This is a genomic window from Corynebacterium sp. p3-SID1056 (genome assembly GCF_025152525.1).
In the GTDB taxonomy this organism is placed as follows: Bacteria; Actinomycetota; Actinomycetes; order Mycobacteriales; family Mycobacteriaceae; genus Corynebacterium.
In genome coordinates this window covers 90,441-108,542 of the sequence record NZ_JALXXL010000006.1, presented here as the reverse complement: position 1 = coordinate 108,542, position 18,102 = coordinate 90,441, and the positions used below count along the sequence as shown (strand labels likewise).

The window sequence follows — 18,102 nt, the reverse complement described above, 5'->3', positions numbered from 1 at the left end:
CATGAGCAGGCGTGTCGGCGCTGCCGCGCTCACAGCAACAATGCTGATGACGCCAGTACCGACTTTCGCAGCGGTCAAGGACATGCCCTTTGGCGTGCACATGACGCCGAGCGGCGACGAGGAAGGGTTTGCCGTCGTCGACGTGTCGAAGGGGCGCGCCACCACATTCACGTTTGAGCACCCGTACTCGGTTGCCGGTCTGATGTCTGGCAGCTTCGACATGGCGATGCAGGCAGATGGGGTGAAGGTGCGCTACCTCCCCAGCGATACCGCAGTGGAAAAGCACACGCGCGGCGGCGCGGACGTGATCACCTTGACGCACGAGGACAATGCGCGAAACGTGCGGGTCACCCGCGTGTTTACGGTGGAGAAGACCAAGATCACGGTCGATGTCACCTTGGAGAACCTGGCTGATGAAGCACGCGAGTTTGCCGTCGACATGAATTCGCGCCTGATGGACTACGAGGAGCAGCAGGCGCGCTTTCACGACGGCGCGTTTGTCCTCGCCCCGGCCGAAGGCGGCTACGAAACGACGCTGCGCTACCACAACCCCGCTGCCTCCGGCGTCGACAACGTCCAGGAACAGACCACTGCTGCGGGCAAGGTTGGCCACGTCGGGGAAGGGGCGTCCTACCAGCGTGGCTCGTGGAAGGAGACAGTAGCTGCACAAGGTTCGCTCACAGCCACGATGGAGATGGAAGTCACCACCCAGGAGTCCGCAGTGGATTCCGACCGCGACGGCCTTCCGGACGCATGGGAACGCGAAGGGTTTACTACCGCCGACGGCGACCAGTTCCCCCTCCAGCTGTGGGGCGCTGACCCGGAGCGACCCGATCTATTCCTGCAGTTGAACTGGTCGAAGTCGCAGTGGGAAACGCTGGGGTGTGACCGCGATCAGCGTTACGGTGCAGATGCTGAAGGGTTTCAAGACTTCGCCGAGTGCGCAGCCGCGAACGCAAACGTCTACCGCCCCTCTCGGGCCGCGCTGATCCAGCTCGTCGAGCTCTTCGATAGCAGAGGCATCAACCTGCACATCGACGCAGGCGAGATGTACACCAACATCCCGAACTACGGCACTCGCTACGGCGGCGCGACCGAAGACTTTCAAGAGTTCTACTTCAAAGGCGACAACCACAACGCCCAACTCGCGGCCGACCGCGACCGCCTCCTGGGCTCGCGCTCGTCGGTGTTCCGAGTCGGCATGATTGGCGACCGCCTGGAAGCCAACGACTATTCCACCGGCATGGGACTGGTCAGCGATTCCGTCTTCTACGTGGCGAAACACGACTACCTCACCGGCCAGGACCAACTACGCAACACGATCCTGCACGAGTTCGGCCACAACCTTGGCCTCACGCACACGGGCTCCGTACTTTCGCCCACGCGCGTGGAGACCGAGGACCTGCTGAAGAACTACTCGTCGGCGATGAACTACCTCTACCAGTTCTCCAAGTTCGACTACAGCACCGAGACCTCCAAGGGCAGCCGCGAAAGCAGCGTCTGCGGCGAGTACTCCTGCTACACCGGCTCCTATGCTGTCGCCCCTGACTGGGAGCACCTTGACCTTGGCGGCAAGTTCATCGGCAGGGTGAAGGCAACTGCGGGCACGGATGACACAGTTTCCAGCCACAAGGACGTCACCGCCCGCGAGCTGGAGTTGGCCGCCGCGGAGGACAATGATGGGCAAGCGGGCTTTCGGCTTATCGACGCCGAAGTCAACTCCATCATCACCACCCGCAACGACAACACCGTCACGGCCGAGTTGCGCAACCTGGGCCTGGACCTGCACGACTTTGACCTCTCCGTCACCTACCCAGGCGGCGAGTATTCCGAACGGATCCGCGTGCCGGGCCAGCTATCTGCGGACCCTTCTGTGAAGTTCGATATTCCGATCACCGGCGTCGCGGGCCTAAAGGGCGCAACCATGCCGTTGGAGGTCCGCGTCCACAACGCCGACGGCGACGAAGTGTTCACTGAGCACTACGATCTGTCTCTGCTGGACTACTCCAAGTCGGAAGCAACGCGTGTCCGCGAGCAGATCCTCTCCGACCCGAACGCCTCGGCGGAGGTCAAGGAACTCGCGAAGACGAAGCTGGGCGCAGAACTCGGGGAAAGCGAACAGGACGCGTCCCCCCAGACATCGAAGAACCGGCCCGCGAACTCGACCATTATCTTGGCCGTGCTCGGCGCAATCGGCGGGATTGTCGCGCTGCTTGCAGGCGCGGCGTGGGCCTCCGGCATCTTCCCGATGTAGGAAATTCCTTTTGCCCGGTCAAGGGGCCTCCCGATAAACTTGGTGTGGTAACACTAATTGGAGAAAGGGAGGTCGCCCGTGACATCGGCAGCCACAGCACCTGCGTCGCAGGAGCAGGAACAAGGGGACAAGGAGGCGTCGAGAAGCAAGGGCAAGATCATCTCGTTCTTCCTTGCCTTTGTGGCGCTGGCCGCGGTGCTGCTCATCCCCATTGATGGGATCGAGTGGCAGGGGCAAATTGCGCTGGGCATGCTGGCGTTCGCCGTCATTATGTGGGTGACCGAGGCTGTGAGCTACCCGGTGAGCTCGGTGCTCATCATCTCCTTGATCGCGCTGTTGGTCGGGCTGTCCCCGGACCCGGAAGCCCCCGGCGAGGTTTTCGGCACCGGGCCGGCGCTGAGCATGGCGCTTTCCGGGTTCTCGAGCGGCGCAGTGGCGCTTGTGGCCGCGGCGCTCGCGCTGGCCACCGCCATGCAGGCGACAGGGCTGCACCGAAGGATTGCACTCTACGTGCTCAAGGTGGCGGGGGAGAAGACGTCGCGCATCGTTGCTGGCGCGATCATCATTTCCATCATCCTCGCCTTCTTCGTTCCCTCGGCCACCGCCCGCGCGGGTGCCGTCGTGCCGATTCTTTTGGGTATGGTCGCCGCCTTTGGGCTCGCCGTGGACTCGAAGCTTTCGGCGCTCCTTGTCATCACCGCTGTACAGGCCGTCTCGATTTGGAACGTGGGCATCAAGACCGCAGCGGCGCAGAACCTGGTGGCCATCGGGTTTATCGAAGACCAGATGGAGCAGACAGTGTCCTGGGGCCAATGGTTCATGTGGGCAGCGCCGTGGTCCGTGCTGATGTCGATCGCGTTGTACTTCATCATGCGCGCGGCGATTAAGCCCGAAGTCGATCACATCGAGGGTGGTCGCGCGCTCGTCGAGAAGCAGCTGGCTGAGATGGGGCCGATGACGGGCGCGGAAAAGCGCCTCACCGCGATTGCCGTGGTCCTCCTGCTGTTCTGGGCGACGGAGGGCTTCCTTCACCCGATCAACTCCTCGACGATCACGCTCGCCGCGATCGCGATCATGTTGCTGCCGGGCATCGGCGTCATGGATTTCAAATATGCGCAGGACCACATCAATTGGGGCACGCTCATCGTCTTTGCCGTGGGTATTTCCCTGGGGTCTTTCCTCCTGGAAACGGGCGCGGCAACCTGGCTGTCCGAGCGGACTTTCGGTGCGCTGGGTATCGCTTCCATGCCAATTTTGGCGACCATCGCCATCGTGTCGCTGTTTAACATCATCATCCACCTGGGCTTTGCTTCGGCGACGTCGCTCGCTTCCGCGCTGATTCCGGTGTTCATCGCGCTCGCCGCGACGTTGGACGTGCCTAACGGCGGCATCGGCTTCGTGGTCATCCAGCAGTTTGTCATCTGCTTCGGGTTCCTGTTGCCCATCTCCGCGCCGCAAAACATGCTGGCGTACGGCACCGGTGCGTTTAGCACACGCCAGTTCCTCAAGGCAGGCATTCCGCTGACCATCGTCGGATACCTGCTGATCTTGCTCCTTTCCGCGACCTACTGGCAGTGGATCGGTCTGGTGTAGCTCATTCCAACACCAACCCGAGGTGAAGCGAGGAAAATTCGTGCGCCCCGGGCCCCTCCGGTGTTGTCGCAATTTCACGACGAGTCGCCTCAGTGACCGGGATCAGCCACCCAAGCTTCGGGTCGAGCAAAGGGTTCGCCCGCTTCTCGACGGGCACGAACGTCACCGGGCGAGCCCCCACACACACCGCCTGCACCGGTTCAGGTGTCTGCTTGAGCACGCTGAGCAGGGCAGGGGTAGTGGTGATGATGACCAGCACCTCGTCGGTGTCCGGCGACAGGTTCGCAGTGTGCACGTGGAGGCGGGGGACTTCCACGCGCTCGAACTCTTCGGGGTACTCGACGAGCGGGGCCTCGTTGTCTCCCGCAAACAGGGCGCGGATGCGTTCAAGAAAAGCCATGGTGAAAGTCTATCCGGCCGCCGGCAGGGGAAGATTTGCGTCGTCGATGCAGTAGTTATCCGGGTTGTTTTCGAACTCGTAGTCAGGGAACGGGGGTTCCTGATCGTCCGGGGCTTGCTGCGGCACCATGGTTTCAGGGTCCGGGTGGAACTGGAAACGCATGCCGAAGGCTTCTTCCAACTCTGCGAGTGCGAGTTCGCAGCTCACTACGTCGCCGTCACGGTCGTATTGGTCCATGATCGTATGCCCGCGGGCGTTGAATTCCGCCGTCTTGGCCCGATTACGCTTGACTGCCTCCAGAGAAGACATCCACCGCGGGTGTGGAGCGCCGAGTTGGTGCGTGAGGATGCCTTCCGGTTCAGTGATTTCGTAGTGCCCGTCGTCGTAGAGCCAGATAATGTCGCCGGTGTCCGGGTCGGGGACATAAAACGCCCGCTTATCGGTTTTTACGTTGTGATGCTTTTGGCACAGGCAGTGGAGGTTGTCCACGCATGTCTCGCCGCCCTCGTCGAAGGGGATTCGGTGATCCAGCTGGCAGCTCTGCGCGGGCCGGTTGCATCCCGGGTAGATGCAGGTGCCATCTCGCGCTTCTGCAGCGGCGCGCATCGCCGCCGTAGGAACGTAGCTGTCGGTTTTTGCTTCCTTCGCTTGGTCCAAGTCGACGGTGTGGGGCGGGACCGCATCGCAGATCTCGTCGAACGCAACCGTGGCCTCTGGGTCCGTCCACCCAAAGCCGGGGATGAATACGGGCTCGCCGGCTTTGCGGCCTTTGGGTGTGTAGACCTGAATGCTGGCCTTTGCGGCCGGAACGTGGGTCCCGCTGAGTAGCCCAACGACTGCGTCGTGCAGGCTGAGACTGTGCTCTCGTGCTGTTGCCTCCACAAAGGCGCGCACAGAGGACAACGTCGTCGTGTCAGTGGTGAGGAAGAGGACGCCCTTACGCCGGCCACCGAAGGATTCGTGCGTAAACTCTGCGGTGTTTTCTCGTTGCGCCTCACGCTGCCGACGGCGGCGTGGAAGGTAGCTCAGCCCTGGGTCGATGCGGCGGATCTCCTCGCGCAGCTTGCGTGTCACCGCTGCGGGGTCGGGGAAAGGCTGATTCTGCTTAGTCGGGGTAAAGAGTTTGGCAAGGTAGGTGTCGATGTCCGCGAGCAGGCCGGTGTCTACCTCTGTCCCGAGTTCGTCGATCTTGCGATGAATGGCGCGCAGGTGGCCGAGCGAGAGCCGCATGTGGGCATCCTGGAGATCTCGAAGACGGGGTAGATCGGTGAGCCGGTTATAAGCCAGGATCCCGCTGCGAATCACGGTTTTCGCGTGCCCAGTTTGCTGCGCTATGCGGTCGACGGAGAGGTCAAAGTCTTCGATGCACGCGTCGTCCTTGCTGAAGGGGCTGAATAATGCATGCTCGGCTTCCCTCAAGGCGCGCCCGAGCATGCAGTTGGCATCGCCTGGTCTGTCGATTCGAAAATATGGGTCTTTGGTGCGGTCTGGGTCAAAAGTTTTCATGCACCGCACTCTACAAAGCATGTCGGACAAGGGTTCGAAGATTTAGCGCAAATTCGAACAGGCATTCTAAAAATGCATTCGTTGCAGGCGTTTTCTCCAAGTCGTTGTTCGAACTGCCCGCGACTTCCCTGGAATTGGTGCTCGGGGGCGATACGCTTGCAGCATGGATGATGCCGACAAGGGCCCTGAGGGCGTATCGCGCCGCATCGATTTCCTGCTGCCCTACGGCATCGGCGAGCTCGATGTCCCGCCCCCGCCGGAAACAATGCCGAATCCGCTCGACAGAAGCAACCGGCTCACCAAGCCCGGGTGGGTGCTAGTGGGCAAGCGCGTTATCGCCGATTTTTCCAACGACGCGATGGTGGACCGGGGCGCGACCCTGACCTACTACACGGTGCTTTCGCTTGCCCCGATGGTGGTGTCCGCGTACGCGATCGCCACGCTCCTGCTCTCGCGCGACCCGGACGCAGTTGATCAGCTGCTCGTCGAGGTAGTCCAACGGTACGTGCCAGAGGCGCTACGTGGCGAGGCGATGAATTTGCTGGAAACGATTGTTGGCACGCCGTCGCAAAGCACTGTGGCCCTGATTGTTTCTTTGGTGGTATCGCTGCTGGCGGCTTCTGCGTACGTGCGAAGTTTCTCGCGCAACGCGAACTTGGTCTACGGGCGTACCGAAGGGCGGCCCATCGTGGTGACATGGCTGAGCATGTGGCTGATTACCGTGGTGCTGGTCGTCGGTGCGGTGGGGATGCTGCTGGGGGCGCTTCTGACTGAGTCGATCGTGGAGGCGGTGCTCGGGCCGGTGGCGAGGCCGCTGGGGTTAGAGGGGGTGCTGGACTACCTGACCGGGAAGTTCTTGCCGGTGTGGGTGTATCTGCGGCCCTTTGTCATTGCGCTGACGGCGATGATTCTGCTTTCGCTGATGTACTACTTCAGCCCTAACGTGCGACCGGGCAAGTTCCGGCTCCTGACGCTGGGGTCTGCGCTGGCCCTGCTCGTTGGCTTCCTCCTCTGGTGGGGATTCGGGCTGTACCTTTCGGTGACCGGGGTGCGCAGCGCCTACGGGGCCTTCGGCACGGTGCTGGCGGTGCTGGCGCTAGTTTGGGTGATGAACATCGTGCTGCTCGAGGGTGTGAAGATTGACGCGGAGGTGCTCCGCGCGAAAGAGCTGCAGGTTGGTTACGACTCCGAGCGCACCATTCAGGCTCGTCCGCGCTCGAGCGAGGGGGCGAAGTGGCGCCTGAAGGTGCAGCGATGGATCGCGAAAACGGAGCGGGAAGTGAAAGGTGCGCGGCTCGACCTCTTAGGATAGAGCTATGCCAACTGAGCCCGGAATCGACGCCCGCGACGTCGCCCTCATCTTCGAAGGCGGCGGCACCAGGAACTCCTATACGGCGCCTGTGGTGGAAAGGCTCATCGCAGAGCGCGTGCAGTTTGGTTGGGTGGGCGGCGTTTCTGCGGGTGCGAGTCACGTGCTCAACTTCGCGTCGCGCGACGCGTACCGCTCCAAAAGGTCATTTACTGACTTTGTTGGTAACCGCGAGTTTGGCGGTTGGCGCACGGTGGTACGCGGGAAGGGCCTGCTCAACGGCGAGTTTATCTACGAAGGCTACGAGAATCAGCTCCCCTTTGATCTAGAGACCTTCCACCACACGGAAGAGCAGATACACATCGAGGCGGTCCGCGCCGATACGGGCGAGACCGTGGTCTACACACGCGATAAGCTGCGCACGATCGAGCAGATCAACATTGCCGCGCGCACGTCATCGACCCTGCCGCTGGTGATGAAAATGCGCGAGGTGGACGGCGTGCCGTACGTCGACGGGGCGCTCGGCACCTCCGGCGGCATTCTTATTCAGGCCGCGAAGGATGCCGGGTACTCCCGCTTCCTCGTCGTGCTCACTCGCCCGCGCGACTATGTCAAGCCCCCGGAGAAGCGGGAGCGCGCTTTACGACGCATCCTGCGCAAATCCCCCAAAGTCGTCGACGCAATGGTCGCGCGCCCCGCAATTTACAACGAGGCGCGCGCCGAGGTGATGCGTCAGGAAGAAGCCGGCAACGCCTACGTCTTCTTTCCGGAACATATGGGGGTGGAATCCACCGAAATGCGCGTGGAGAGGCTGAAGGCGAACTACGCGGCAGGGGCGGACCAGCTCGAACGTGAGTGGCCCGCCATCCGAGACTTCCTTACTTAGGCCTCGACGGTCTTGAACGAACGGCCGAGTGCGGTGCCGAAGATCGCCAGCGCGATGGTGATGAAGATGTGGCCGAGGTTGTAGATCCAGAAAAATGATGTGAACAGCTTCTGGTTCCGCGAGACGGCGAAGACCTTTTCCAGCGCCAGCAGGTGGGTGTGGGCGACGCCGAGCCGGGTGATTGCTGCCCGGTAGAGGGATTAGATAGCTGTCTCCTTTTTGGCAACAGGATGTCGTTACGTGCACCTACTTTTGTGCCAGAGGGGTAATCAAAAGGTGGAATCTGGGGGTAGGTCTGCCAAGCGGAACCGGGGAAGTGGCTTTAGACTCATGGCCCATGATCGATGCGCGTGATGTGGCCCTGATTATCGAGGGTGGCGGGATGCGCAATTCCTACACCGCGCCCGCCATCGTCCGGCTCATCGAGCGGGTCAGGTTCGGCTGGGTCGGAGGCGTATCGGCCGGCGCGGTGCACGCGCTGAATTACGCGTCCGCAGATACGTATCGAGCCCGTGCGGTGTTTACCGAGCTCGCCGCGCACCCACATTTCGGCGGTGTCCTCAAATTTGCCAAGGGCAAGGGCTACTTCAACTCGGACTTCCTGTACGGGCAGGCAGAAAAGCTCTTGCCCTTCGACTTCGCCACCTTTGCCTCTTCGCCCACGCACGTGCACGTGGAGGCGATGCGCGCGGACACCGGTGCCACGGTGAGCTGGGGTAGGGAGGACTTTCTACGAGACTCTTCACTTGTCGCCCGCGCAGCTCGGGCGTCATCCACCGTGCCGAAAGTCATGCCCATCACGATGATCGAGGGTGCCCCCTTCGTCGACGGGGCGTTAGGGAGCTCAGGGGGCTTGCTTTACGACGCCGCGCGTCAGGCCGGGTATCAACGCTTCGTCCTACTGAGTACCCGCCCCCGCGACTATTGGAAGAAACCCCTGGTGCGGCCGAGCGCAGTGCGTGGGATGTTCCGCCGCTACCCGGAAATTGGCAACGCCTTGCACCTGCGCGCCGGGCGCTACAACGCCTCGAAGCGTGCCATCCTGCGGGAAGAGGCCGCTGGTAACGCCGTGACCTTCTTCCCGGACAACATGCAGGCCGAGTCCATAGAACGTCGGCCGAGCAAACTCCAGCGCAATTACAGCGCCGGCCAGGCCCAATTCGAACGGGAGTGGGAGGTGTGGACGGAGTTTTTGGCCGCCCCCGCTGCTAGTCGGCGATAAGCGGCTCGATGGTGAGCTCGGGGTGCTCCTTTTCCACGAAGGCGAGCTTCCACTTGTCGCCGAACAGGGCGATGAGTTCACCGTCGCTGCGGGTGAAAATCTCCACTCCGCGCTGGCGGCCGAGGGCTTCTGAAGACTCTGCATCGGTACGGCGCGCGACGGAGTAGGGGACCGGCTCCGTGACCGTTTCCACGTTGTACTCCACCTCCATGCGGGCCTGCATGACCTCGAACTGCATGGGGCCGACTGCGGCCATGATCGGTGCGGCATCGCCGCGCACATCGTTGCGCAGGATTTGCACCACGCCCTCGGCGTCCAGCTGGTCGAGCGCCTTGCGGAACTGCTTGTACTTGCCCAGGGACTTGGCACGCAGCGTACGGAAGTGTTCGGGTGCGAACTGCGGCATCGGCGGGTATTGGATGGCCTTGCCCGTGTAGATCGTGTCGCCGGGGGCGAGCGAGCCGGCGTTGACCAGGCCGATAATGTCGCCGGGATAGGCGGTTTCCACTGTGTCGCGGTTGCGCCCGAACACGGTCAGCGCGTATTTCGTGGAAAATGTGCGCCCAGACTGCGCGTGCGTGACCTGCATGCCGCGGTCGAACTCGCCGGAGACGACGCGCATGAACGCGAGGGTGTCGCGGTGATTGCGGTCCATGCCCGCCTGCACCTTGAAGACCACGCCGGAAAACTCGCCGTCGATCGCTCGGTCTTGCTTTGGCTGAGGCGCGGGGGCAATGGCGCACAGCGTGTCCAGGATCTGGTGGACGCCGAAGTTCAGCATCGCGGAGGCAAAGATGATCGGCGAGGTCACGCACTGTTCAAACAGCTCTTGGTTGTGCAGCGCGCCGTCGGCAGCGAGCAGCTCCACCTCCTCGACGGCGGTGTCCCATGCCTCGCCCTCCCTGCTCGAGGCTTCGTCCGGCGAGTAGTGTTCCTCCGGGGCGATGGTGGAACCGCCGGCCGTGCGGATGAAGTGGACGTAGGTGTCCGCCTCGCCCTCGTCGCTGATATGGGCCAGTCCGCGGAAATCGCCCGCCTCGCCGACAGGCCAGTACAGCGGAGTGGGCTGCAAGTCGATCTCGTTGACGATCTCGTCGACAAGCTCGAGCGGTTCGCGGCCGACGCGGTCCCACTTGTTCACCACGGTGACGATGGGGAGCCCGCGGGCCTTGCAGACGCGGAAGAGCTTCAGGGTTTGGGGCTCGAGGCCCTTCGCGGCGTCGATAAGCATGACCGCGGCGTCGACGGCGGAGAGGACGCGGTAGGTGTCCTCCGAGAAGTCGGCGTGGCCAGGGGTATCCACCAGGTTGATCACGTAGGGCTCGCCCTCGTGGCCGGCGGGCGCATACTCGAACTGCAGGGCCGAGGAGGCAATCGAGATGCCGCGATCCTTTTCCATGTCCATCCAGTCAGAGACCGTGGACTTACGGTTGCCCTTGCCGTGGACTGCGCCGGCTTCCGAGATGATGTGCGCGTGCAGCGCCAGCGCCTCGGTAAGCGTGGACTTACCGGCGTCAGGGTGGGCGATGACTGCAAAGGTGCGGCGGCGCGTGGCCTCGGAAGTGACAGAACTCATGGCGCAAAGTCTACGCGGTGGGTCGAACAGGTCTATAGTTCGAGAACGTGAAGCAGTTGCTTGCGAGCCCCGCGCGGCTCACTGCCTTCGGGTTTCTCCTGCTCATCATTGTGGGAAGCGTCCTGTTGATGATGCCCTTTGCGGGAGGCGCCTCGTTTCTTTCTGCCCTGTTCACGGCGACGTCGGCAGTCTCGCTCACCGGTCTTGTCGTGGAGGATACAGCCACGTTTTTCCACCCTGCGGGCCAAGTAATTATCCTCGTGCTGATTCAACTTGGCGGGCTCGGCATTATGTCGCTGGCCTCGCTGTCCGGGTACTTGCTCACCGGCCGCATCAGCTTTAAGGCGCGCAAAACCGGAGCCTACGAAGGGCGGCCGATTACGTCTGGGGGTATTCGTCGGACCCTCATCTTTACCTTCACGTTTACCGCGGTGGCAGAGGCCACTATTGCAGTGGCAATTGGTGCGCGCCTGATGCTTGGGTACGGGTACTCCTTCCCTCAAGCGGCGTGGGAGGGGGTCTTTCACGCCATCTCCGCCTTTAATAATGCGGGCTTTTCCACGCATAGTGACAACCTTGTGTCATTCTCCGCCGACGCGTGGATCCTCCTGCCGCTGGCCGCGGCGCTGATCGGCGGTGGTTTGGGTTTTCCTGTGTGGGCAGAGCTGGTTCGCCGCAAGGTTTCTATGACCGCGCGGATGACGCTGTGGGCCACGGCGATGCTGTTGACGATGGGGATGCTCTTCTTCGCTCTTGCAGAATGGCACGGTGTGCTCTCATCGATGCCGCTGGGGCAGAAGCTGCTGAATGCCTTCTTCGCGTCAGCTTCACCTCGCACGGCGGGGTTTAACGCCGTGGACTATGGGCAGGCGCACCCGATCACGCTCATGGGCACGGACATGCTCATGTTCTTGGGCGGAGGGTCAGCAGGTACCGCGGGCGGGGTCAAGGTGACCACGTTTTGTGTCTTGCTTGCCGCGATGGCCGCCGAGTTTCGTGGGCAAACCGTGACTACTATCGGGCACCGCAGCGTGCCGCACACGGTGACCCGGCAGGCGCTCGCGTTGAGCGCGGCCGGCGTGGCGGTGGTTGTCGTGGGTGTGGCGACGTTGCGCATTTTTGACCCGCAGTTTACGGCGGACCAGGTGACCTTCGAAGTTATCTCCGCCTTTGCTACCTCTGGGCTGTCCACGGGTATTACCGCGGAGCTTTCGGCAACGTCGAAAGTCGTGCTCTGCCTGATCATGTACCTGGGCCGAGTCGGCCCAACCACGCTGGTGGCGGCGTTGGCGGCGCGGACAGTCGACCGGCGCTTCAGCTACCCCGAAGAAAGGCCCTTCATTGGCTAAATTTCTGCGCAACCGCGCACTCATCGATATTCCCCCTGTCGCGGTGATCGGTCTTGGAAGGTTTGGCACTGCGCTGGCTCGCGAACTGATGGACAACGGCGTCGAGGTCCTCGGCATCGACATCGGAGAAAAGGAGGTTCGCGAGCAGGCTTCCGCGCTGACCGAAACACTCATCGCCGATACCACCGACCCGGAGGCCCTCAGGCAGTTAGGTATCGAGGAAGTCGAACGCGTCGTCGTGGCGATCGGCTCGCACTTGGAGGAGTCGATCCTGACCGCCTCCAACCTGGTCGAGATGGGGGTCAAGGACATTTGGGCGAAGGCGGACTCGGAGGCGCATGCACGCATCCTCGCCCAGATCGGTGTGCACCATGTGGTGCGCCCGGAACGCGACACTGGCCGGCGCGTGGCGCACCTGTTAAGCGGGTACTTCCAGGATTTCGCGGAGATTGCGGAGAACTACGGCGTAACGAAGCTGTGCCCGCCGGCTGCAGTGGTGGGAAAGCCCCTCGATCCCGCCCAGGTGTGGAGAGCCTTCCACGTCCAACTGGTTTCGGTGCGGAAGGCAGAAGGGCAGTGGGTTCCACTTGCTGCCGGCGTCGAGCTCAGCCGCTCCGATCTCATCGTCGCCGCGGGCAGCCCGGCAGACCTGGAAAAGTTCTCACGGTGTTAGACTGGGCTTGCACCCAATGTAGACACGTCAACAAATGTCTGGTGAAGGAGAACAATGATGAAGATCGGTGTCATCCTCGGTTCCATCCGCAAGGGACGCGCAGGTGAATCCGTGGCCAAGTGGGTCATGGACAACGCAGCAGGCCGCGAGGGCTACGAGTACACACTGCTCGATCTCGCAGAGTTCCGTGTCCCGCTGCTGGAGGCGGAAACAGTTCCCGGGGCGGCAAACAAGCAGTACGCTGACGAGGCCACGACCGCATGGTCGGCTGCAGTGGACGCCTGCGACGGCTTCATCTTCGTCACCCCGGAATACAACCACTCGGTGCCGGGGCCGATGAAGAATGCGTTTGATTCCCTGGGCGGGGAGTGGGCCGGCAAGCCCGTGGCCTTCGTCGGTTACGGCGCTGACGGGGCCGTGCGCGCAGTGGAGCACTGGCGGCAGATCGTCGCCAACTTCTCCATGTTCGGCGTGCGCAACCAGGTCGCCCTTTCGCTTTTCGACGACTTCCCAACCCCGCGCAGCCAGAAAAACAAGGACTTGACCACGGTGCTCGGCGACATCGAGCAGGCGCTGGCCTAACTCCTCGCGTGGATCTCGTTTTGGGCTGAACTTATACCCCGCGAGCACACGAGGCGGGCCGCCTCGGCGGCGGTCTCGATCGCCTCTTTGCCGCCTAGGGGGCCAAGCACCCAATCGGGGACAGGGACTCCCTTCGGCGGACGGCCGATCCCGACGCGCACGCGCACGTAATCGCGGGTGCCCAGGTGCTCGGAGATGGACTTGAGCCCGTTATGCCCGTTTTCGTTCCCGCCGAGCTTAATGCGCACTGTGCCAGCGGGAAGATCGAGCTCGTCGTGGATCACTACGATGCACTCCGGCGCGACCCCGAGCTGCTGTGCGAGGGGGCCGACAGCCTCGCCGGAAAGATTCATGAACGTGGTGGGCCGCACCCACGCGACGTCGCCAATATGCTGCACCGTCGCCTTGACGCCCCGCACCGGGGCTAAGTTTTTGGCAGACTGGTCGACAGCGAGGGCACCGACGTTGTGCTTGGTGGTCTCGTACTCGGGGCCAGGGTTGCCCAAACCAACCACGAGCCACTCGGTCGCGGGAGACGGAGAGCGGAAACGCTTGAGAAAATCGAACACGAGGACAAGCATAACCATGGAACTTCCACGCATCGTCGCCGCACCAATGGCCGGAGGCCCAACCACACCAGCGCTGGTCAACGCCGTGACCTTCGGCTTCTTGGCGCTGGGCACCTGCACCGTCGACCACGCCCGCACGTGGCTGAGGCAGTGCGAGCCGCCTTTTGGTGTCAACCTCTTCATGCCGCAGCCGGAGCCCTCGCTTATCGACGTCGAGATGGTCGCCGCCGAGCTCGGCGCAAAGGTCCCACAGGCCGATGTCACCAGCGGTTTCGAGGAGAAGTTCGAGCTCGTAGTTGAAACGGCACCACCGATCGTGAGCACGACCTTCGGGCCACTTCACCCGGAGCACGTCGAGCGGCTGCACTCGGTGGGTTCGGAAGTCTGGGTGACGGTGACTCGCATCGAGGACGCGCGGGAGGCGATGGGCGATCTGTGGAACGCCGACGGCCTGATCGTGCAGGGGCTGGAGGCCGGCGGGCACCGCAGCACCTGGTCGCCGGAAGAGGTGCCGGACACGCTGTATCTGGACACCATCGTGGAGGAGGTCGCAGAGCTGGGCGTGCCATTCATTGCCGCGGGCGGGGTGCGTGGGCCGGAGGACGTGGAGCGGCTCCTTGGTTTGGGGGCTGATGCTGTTGCTTGTGGCACGGCGTTCCTCTTAGCTGATGAGGCAGGCACGAGCCCGCGCAACCGGGAATTGCTGCGCACTGATCGACGCACCGTGGTGAGTCGGGCTTTTTCCGGGCGGCCTGCGCGCGGGATAGAGAACGAGCTAACCCAGCGCTACCGTGACATGCCGCCGATCTACCCCTACCTGCGTCCGATGACGCCCGACGCGGACTACTGCCTGGTGGGCAAGGATCGCGGCGAGCTCATGGAAGCCCCGGCGAAGGAGATCGAAGCCTACTTGGCCGGGTAGACGCGGGTGGTGTTCTCGATCGCGCCGAGGCCCTCGATCTCCACTCGTACGGTGTCACCGTCGGCGAGGTAGCGCTGCGGGTTTCTCGCATGCCCCACGCCCGCCGGGGTGCCGGTGGCAATCACGTCACCGGGCTCAAGCGGGTAGAGATGCGAGATGAACTCGATGAGCTTCGCCGGCGAGAACACCAGGTCGTCGGTGGGGGCCTGTTGCATGATCTCGCCGTTGACGGTGGTGGTGAGCAGGGGGCCGGGTGCCCACTCGGTGTCCAGCCAGGGGCCGAACCCAGCAGTCTTTTCGAGGGATTTTCCCTGGTGCCACTGTTTGGTGCGCTTTTGGATGTGGCGCTGGGTGTAGTCGTTGATGAGTGAATATCCGGCGATATGTGCGGATGCCTCAGCCTCTTTGACGTGGCGGGCATATTTCCCAACCACCACGGCGAGCTCGCCCTCGAAATCGAGCGTGTCGGCGTTGAAGCTCGGCACTTCAGTGTCGTCGTAGGGGCCGATGAGTGCCTCGGGGAACTTGATGAACAGGGTGGGGACGTCGGGGCGCTCATGTCCCATTTCCTCGATGTGCTTGGCGTAGTTGAGGCCAACGCAAATGATCTTGCCCGGCCGCGGGATCACGGGGGCTAGCTGCTCCAGGGTGAACTCGACTCGCTCGCCTTCCTGCCACGCCGAGCTGTCGCCGGCCTTCAGGAGGGCACCGACGTCCGGGTAGCCCGGGAACGTGACAGCGGTGGTGTCGGATTCCACGCGCGCGGCGACGGTGAGATCGTGGTCGGGGACTCGCAGTGTGACTAGACGCATGCCCCTAATTTATACGGATTCGAGCCACAGGTCTGCGGCATCGGCGGCGGCGATTGCGAGATCGATCTGTTCTTTGGCAGAAAAGGGCTTGAGCACGTAGTCGGCAGGGGCCATTCTTCCCGGCGGGCGCCCGATCCCAATCGCCAGTTTGTGGTAGGGCTTGCCGCCCAGGGACTTTGTGACTGATTTCAGGCCGTTGTGCCCGTGGTCGCCACCACCCTTGCGTAGCTTGACCTGCCCCAGGTCCAGGTCGAGTTCGTCATAGGCGACGAACACGTCCTCTGTGTGCACGCGGAAATAGTCGGCAAGGGCTTTGACGGGACCGCCGGAGAGGTTCATGTAGGCGCGGGTGCGCGCCAGGATCACTTGTCGGTTGCGCAGGAGCCGGCCGGCGGCGAGCTCGGCGACCTCCGTATTCGTGCGCTTGTGTGCCGCAAGCTGTGCGGGCATGGGCGTGGCGCGGGAGCACAGCTCGTCGATAAGCGCGATGCCCGCATTGTGGCGGGTACCTGCATATTTCGGGCCTGGGTTGCCCAGGCCAACAACTAAAATAGGGGAGGAAGACACACCCCAAGCATAAAGAAACGCCCACTGCGAAAGCACAGTGGGCGAAACTTCGTAAGGATTTACTCCTCGGAAGCACCTTCCTCGACGGACTCGGCACCGGCCTCGGCGCCGCCCTCCTCGGCCTCCTCGGCAGCCTCCTCGAGCTCCTCATCAACCTGCTCGTAGGTGAAGTTGACCAGCAGGTCCTCCGGGTCGGAGAGCAGCTCTGCGCCCTCCGGCAGGGCAACGTCGCCAGCCAGGATCTGGTCGCCGATTTCCTTGCCCTCGATGGAAACCTCGAGCTCGTCCGGGATGCTCAGGGCGTCGATCTCGATCTCGATGAGGTCGTTCTCCACCAGGACCACAGCGTCCGGGTGTGCCTCGCCAGTGGTGACGACCGGGACCTCGACGTTGACCTTCTCGCCGCGCTTAATGCCCAGGACGTCGATGTGGTCGATATCCAGGCTCAGGACGTTCTGGTCGACGTGCTTGACCATGCAGAGCAGCTTCTCGCCCTCGTACTCGAGCTCGAGAATGGCGTTGACGCCCTCGTTGCGGATGATCGCGGAGATCTCGATGCGGTCCACGGAGAAGTGCACGTTGTCGATGCCGGCCTCGTAGAGGACGCCGGGGATGCGGCCTTCGCGGCGCAGACGGCGCGCGGCACCCTTGCCAAACTCTTCGCGCTTTTCAACCTTGACCAGGATCGGGGTAACAGCCATGTGTGACTCCTTGTACTTTGTAGTATTTGGGCCACAGGAAAAGCCTGCGACCACTTGATCGGAACAGGTGCTCGTCGAGTGATCGCAGGCTTGAAAAATAAGTCTGGATACATATCGCGTCGATAACGGCTTTTAAAGCCCTCGCCGAGACCGTGCAAGTATATCCCACCTGTGCTGCTAGGCCAAACGTTCCGACGTGCGGATCGCCGCCCGGTGTCGAATGCGTGCATAATCCCCGAGCAGCTCCTCGATCGCGTGCGTCGTCTCCAGCACTTTTGTAATCGACATCTGGGCGGGCCAGGTGCCGCTGGCCGCGATCATGTCCCCAACGTAGCCGGCAAGGTATTCCGGGGAATTCGGGCGAATCCCCAGACGCGAGCAGACGAGGTAGGCCACCGTTTCCGCTTCGAGCTCCTTGATCTCCTTCGACAGAAAGAGTCGCTCCCGTTGCTCCGGAGTCCAGCGTTGGGGTGCGCCGGGAGCATCGTTCATCGGGCCGAGGTGCCCGAGAAGGATGTGCGCGAACTCGTGGACCAAGGTGGCGCACTGGACAGCAGGTTCGGCCTGGCTCTGGTAACGGACATAGAAGATGAGCCGAAAATGGTGCTCCACGTGCGTGCGCTTGATGACTCGGGTTCCACGGTTTTCTCGGCGCACGTCACCGCCAAGTCGCTCTCCGACGTGAACCGCGTGGACATCGGCGCCGATGTGGCACGCGTGGTCCACGAGAGTGCGCACAACGTCCGCCGCGTCGACGCCGCCTGCTGTGACTGCGGTAAACGATGGGGGCTGCTCGAGCACTTCGCCATCGAAGTAGGGGATCGGCTCAGTGTCACGGAACTCGTAGACCGGGATGACTGGGGCGAAAGGCTGGAGGATCAGCACGGCTGGCACGTTGGGTTTTGGCTGCCGTCCGTATTCCTGCCACTCGTTCAGTCGTAGCATCGGGCTGGCACCTGGTCGCTGCTGCTCTACGAGGAACGCGTTAAACGGGGACAGTTGCGGCGGGCGAACGATCACTGCGCGCAGCATGTCCGCGTACTTCTCGGCAATGAGCTCTGGGTTGCTTAAGCGGCGAAGCAGGTCTGCGAGGACAGCGTCTACGGTGTCTGTGTTGAAATCCATGGCCGTCAAGGTACTGGAGGGGGCCAACATAGATTCTGCAGTGTTCGAAAGCCCTA

At 62.6% G+C, this 18,102-nt stretch carries 17 protein-coding genes; 9 read left to right on the top strand and 8 right to left on the bottom strand.

All coding sequences use genetic code 11. The features are described 5' to 3' along the window. Nucleotide 1 precedes the first annotated feature (1 nt). Entirely contained in the window at nt 2-2,254 is a 2,253-nt protein-coding gene (locus M3G14_RS06985) for a hypothetical protein (protein ID WP_259925777.1), read from the top strand. Between the two features lie 78 nt (nt 2,255-2,332). Further along, a complete protein-coding gene (locus M3G14_RS06980) occupies nt 2,333-3,847 on the top strand; it encodes an anion permease (protein ID WP_259925776.1) in 1,515 nt (504 codons plus the stop codon). Between the two features lies 1 nt (nt 3,848). Here M3G14_RS06980 and M3G14_RS06975 read toward each other — a convergent pair whose 3' ends face one another. Together M3G14_RS06975 and M3G14_RS06970 are read right to left on the bottom strand one after the other, a co-directional pair. Next, nucleotides 3,849-4,247 (bottom strand): hypothetical protein, encoded by a 399-nt coding sequence (locus M3G14_RS06975; protein WP_259925775.1) that lies wholly within the window; start codon nt 4,245-4,247, stop codon nt 3,849-3,851. A 9-nt stretch (nt 4,248-4,256) separates the two neighbouring features. Continuing rightward, nucleotides 4,257-5,753 (bottom strand): HNH endonuclease signature motif containing protein, encoded by a 1,497-nt coding sequence (locus M3G14_RS06970; protein WP_259925774.1) that lies wholly within the window; start codon nt 5,751-5,753, stop codon nt 4,257-4,259. 163 nt (nt 5,754-5,916) lie between these two features. Here M3G14_RS06970 and M3G14_RS06965 point away from each other — a divergent pair, with 163 nt between their 5' ends. The 3 genes from M3G14_RS06965 to M3G14_RS06955 all read left to right on the top strand — a co-directional run bounded on the left by M3G14_RS06965 (nt 5,917) and on the right by M3G14_RS06955 (nt 9,170). After that, the gene (locus tag M3G14_RS06965; RefSeq protein ID WP_259925773.1) at nt 5,917-7,065 is read left to right on the top strand and encodes a YihY/virulence factor BrkB family protein; all 1,149 of its coding nucleotides are present in this window, start codon (nt 5,917-5,919) and stop codon (nt 7,063-7,065) included. Nucleotides 7,066-7,069: 4 nt separating this feature from the next. Next, nucleotides 7,070-7,948 (top strand): patatin family protein, encoded by an 879-nt coding sequence (locus M3G14_RS06960; RefSeq protein WP_259925772.1) that lies wholly within the window; start codon nt 7,070-7,072, stop codon nt 7,946-7,948. 337 nt (nt 7,949-8,285) lie between these two features. Continuing rightward, complete coding sequence (locus M3G14_RS06955) at nt 8,286-9,170, top strand: patatin family protein (RefSeq protein WP_259925771.1); 885 nt, start codon at nt 8,286-8,288, stop codon at nt 9,168-9,170. Here the strand turns inward: M3G14_RS06955 and M3G14_RS06950 are convergent. After that, nucleotides 9,157-10,746, bottom strand: a complete 1,590-nt coding sequence (locus M3G14_RS06950; protein ID WP_259925770.1) for a peptide chain release factor 3 — start codon at nt 10,744-10,746, stop codon at nt 9,157-9,159. The genes M3G14_RS06955 and M3G14_RS06950 overlap by 14 nt on opposite strands. Nucleotides 10,747-10,793: 47 nt before the next feature. On the opposite strand from M3G14_RS06950, the gene M3G14_RS06945 reads away from it, so the two are divergent. Genes M3G14_RS06945 through M3G14_RS06935 form a run of 3 tightly spaced genes read left to right on the top strand, consistent with a single transcriptional unit; the run spans nt 10,794 to nt 13,350 of the window. Beyond that, nucleotides 10,794-12,095, top strand: a complete 1,302-nt coding sequence (locus M3G14_RS06945; protein ID WP_259925769.1) for a TrkH family potassium uptake protein — start codon at nt 10,794-10,796, stop codon at nt 12,093-12,095. Then, nucleotides 12,088-12,768: a TrkA family potassium uptake protein gene (locus tag M3G14_RS06940; protein WP_259925768.1), complete on the top strand. Its 681-nt coding sequence runs from the start codon at nt 12,088-12,090 to the stop codon at nt 12,766-12,768. Before M3G14_RS06945 ends, M3G14_RS06940 begins: the two co-directional genes overlap by 8 nt. A gap of 54 nt (nt 12,769-12,822) precedes the next feature. Next, a complete protein-coding gene (locus tag M3G14_RS06935; RefSeq protein ID WP_259925767.1) occupies nt 12,823-13,350 on the top strand; it encodes an NADPH-dependent FMN reductase in 528 nt (175 codons plus the stop codon). Here the strand turns inward: M3G14_RS06935 and pth (M3G14_RS06930) are convergent. Then, on the bottom strand, nt 13,347-13,931 hold the full coding sequence (pth, locus tag M3G14_RS06930) for an aminoacyl-tRNA hydrolase (RefSeq protein WP_396122209.1): 585 nt from the start codon (nt 13,929-13,931) through the stop codon (nt 13,347-13,349). The genes M3G14_RS06935 and pth (M3G14_RS06930) overlap by 4 nt on opposite strands. Before the next feature lie 4 nt (nt 13,932-13,935). Here pth (M3G14_RS06930) and M3G14_RS06925 point away from each other — a divergent pair, with 4 nt between their 5' ends. After that, nucleotides 13,936-14,841: a nitronate monooxygenase gene (locus M3G14_RS06925; protein WP_259925764.1), complete on the top strand. Its 906-nt coding sequence runs from the start codon at nt 13,936-13,938 to the stop codon at nt 14,839-14,841. On the opposite strand, the gene M3G14_RS06920 is transcribed toward M3G14_RS06925, so the two are convergent. The 4 genes from M3G14_RS06920 to M3G14_RS06905 form a co-directional block, all read right to left on the bottom strand. Further along, nucleotides 14,826-15,653: a fumarylacetoacetate hydrolase family protein gene (locus M3G14_RS06920; protein WP_259925763.1), complete on the bottom strand. Its 828-nt coding sequence runs from the start codon at nt 15,651-15,653 to the stop codon at nt 14,826-14,828. The genes M3G14_RS06925 and M3G14_RS06920 overlap by 16 nt on opposite strands. A 9-nt stretch (nt 15,654-15,662) precedes the next feature. Beyond that, a complete protein-coding gene (pth, locus tag M3G14_RS06915; protein WP_259925761.1) occupies nt 15,663-16,220 on the bottom strand; it encodes an aminoacyl-tRNA hydrolase in 558 nt (185 codons plus the stop codon). A gap of 59 nt (nt 16,221-16,279) precedes the next feature. Continuing rightward, nucleotides 16,280-16,921, bottom strand: coding sequence for a 50S ribosomal protein L25/general stress protein Ctc (locus tag M3G14_RS06910; protein ID WP_259925759.1), 642 nt, complete (start codon nt 16,919-16,921; stop codon nt 16,280-16,282). Nucleotides 16,922-17,098: 177 nt separating this feature from the next. Next, nucleotides 17,099-18,046: an ImmA/IrrE family metallo-endopeptidase gene (locus M3G14_RS06905; RefSeq protein WP_259925757.1), complete on the bottom strand. Its 948-nt coding sequence runs from the start codon at nt 18,044-18,046 to the stop codon at nt 17,099-17,101. Between the last annotated feature and the right edge of the window lie 56 nt (nt 18,047-18,102).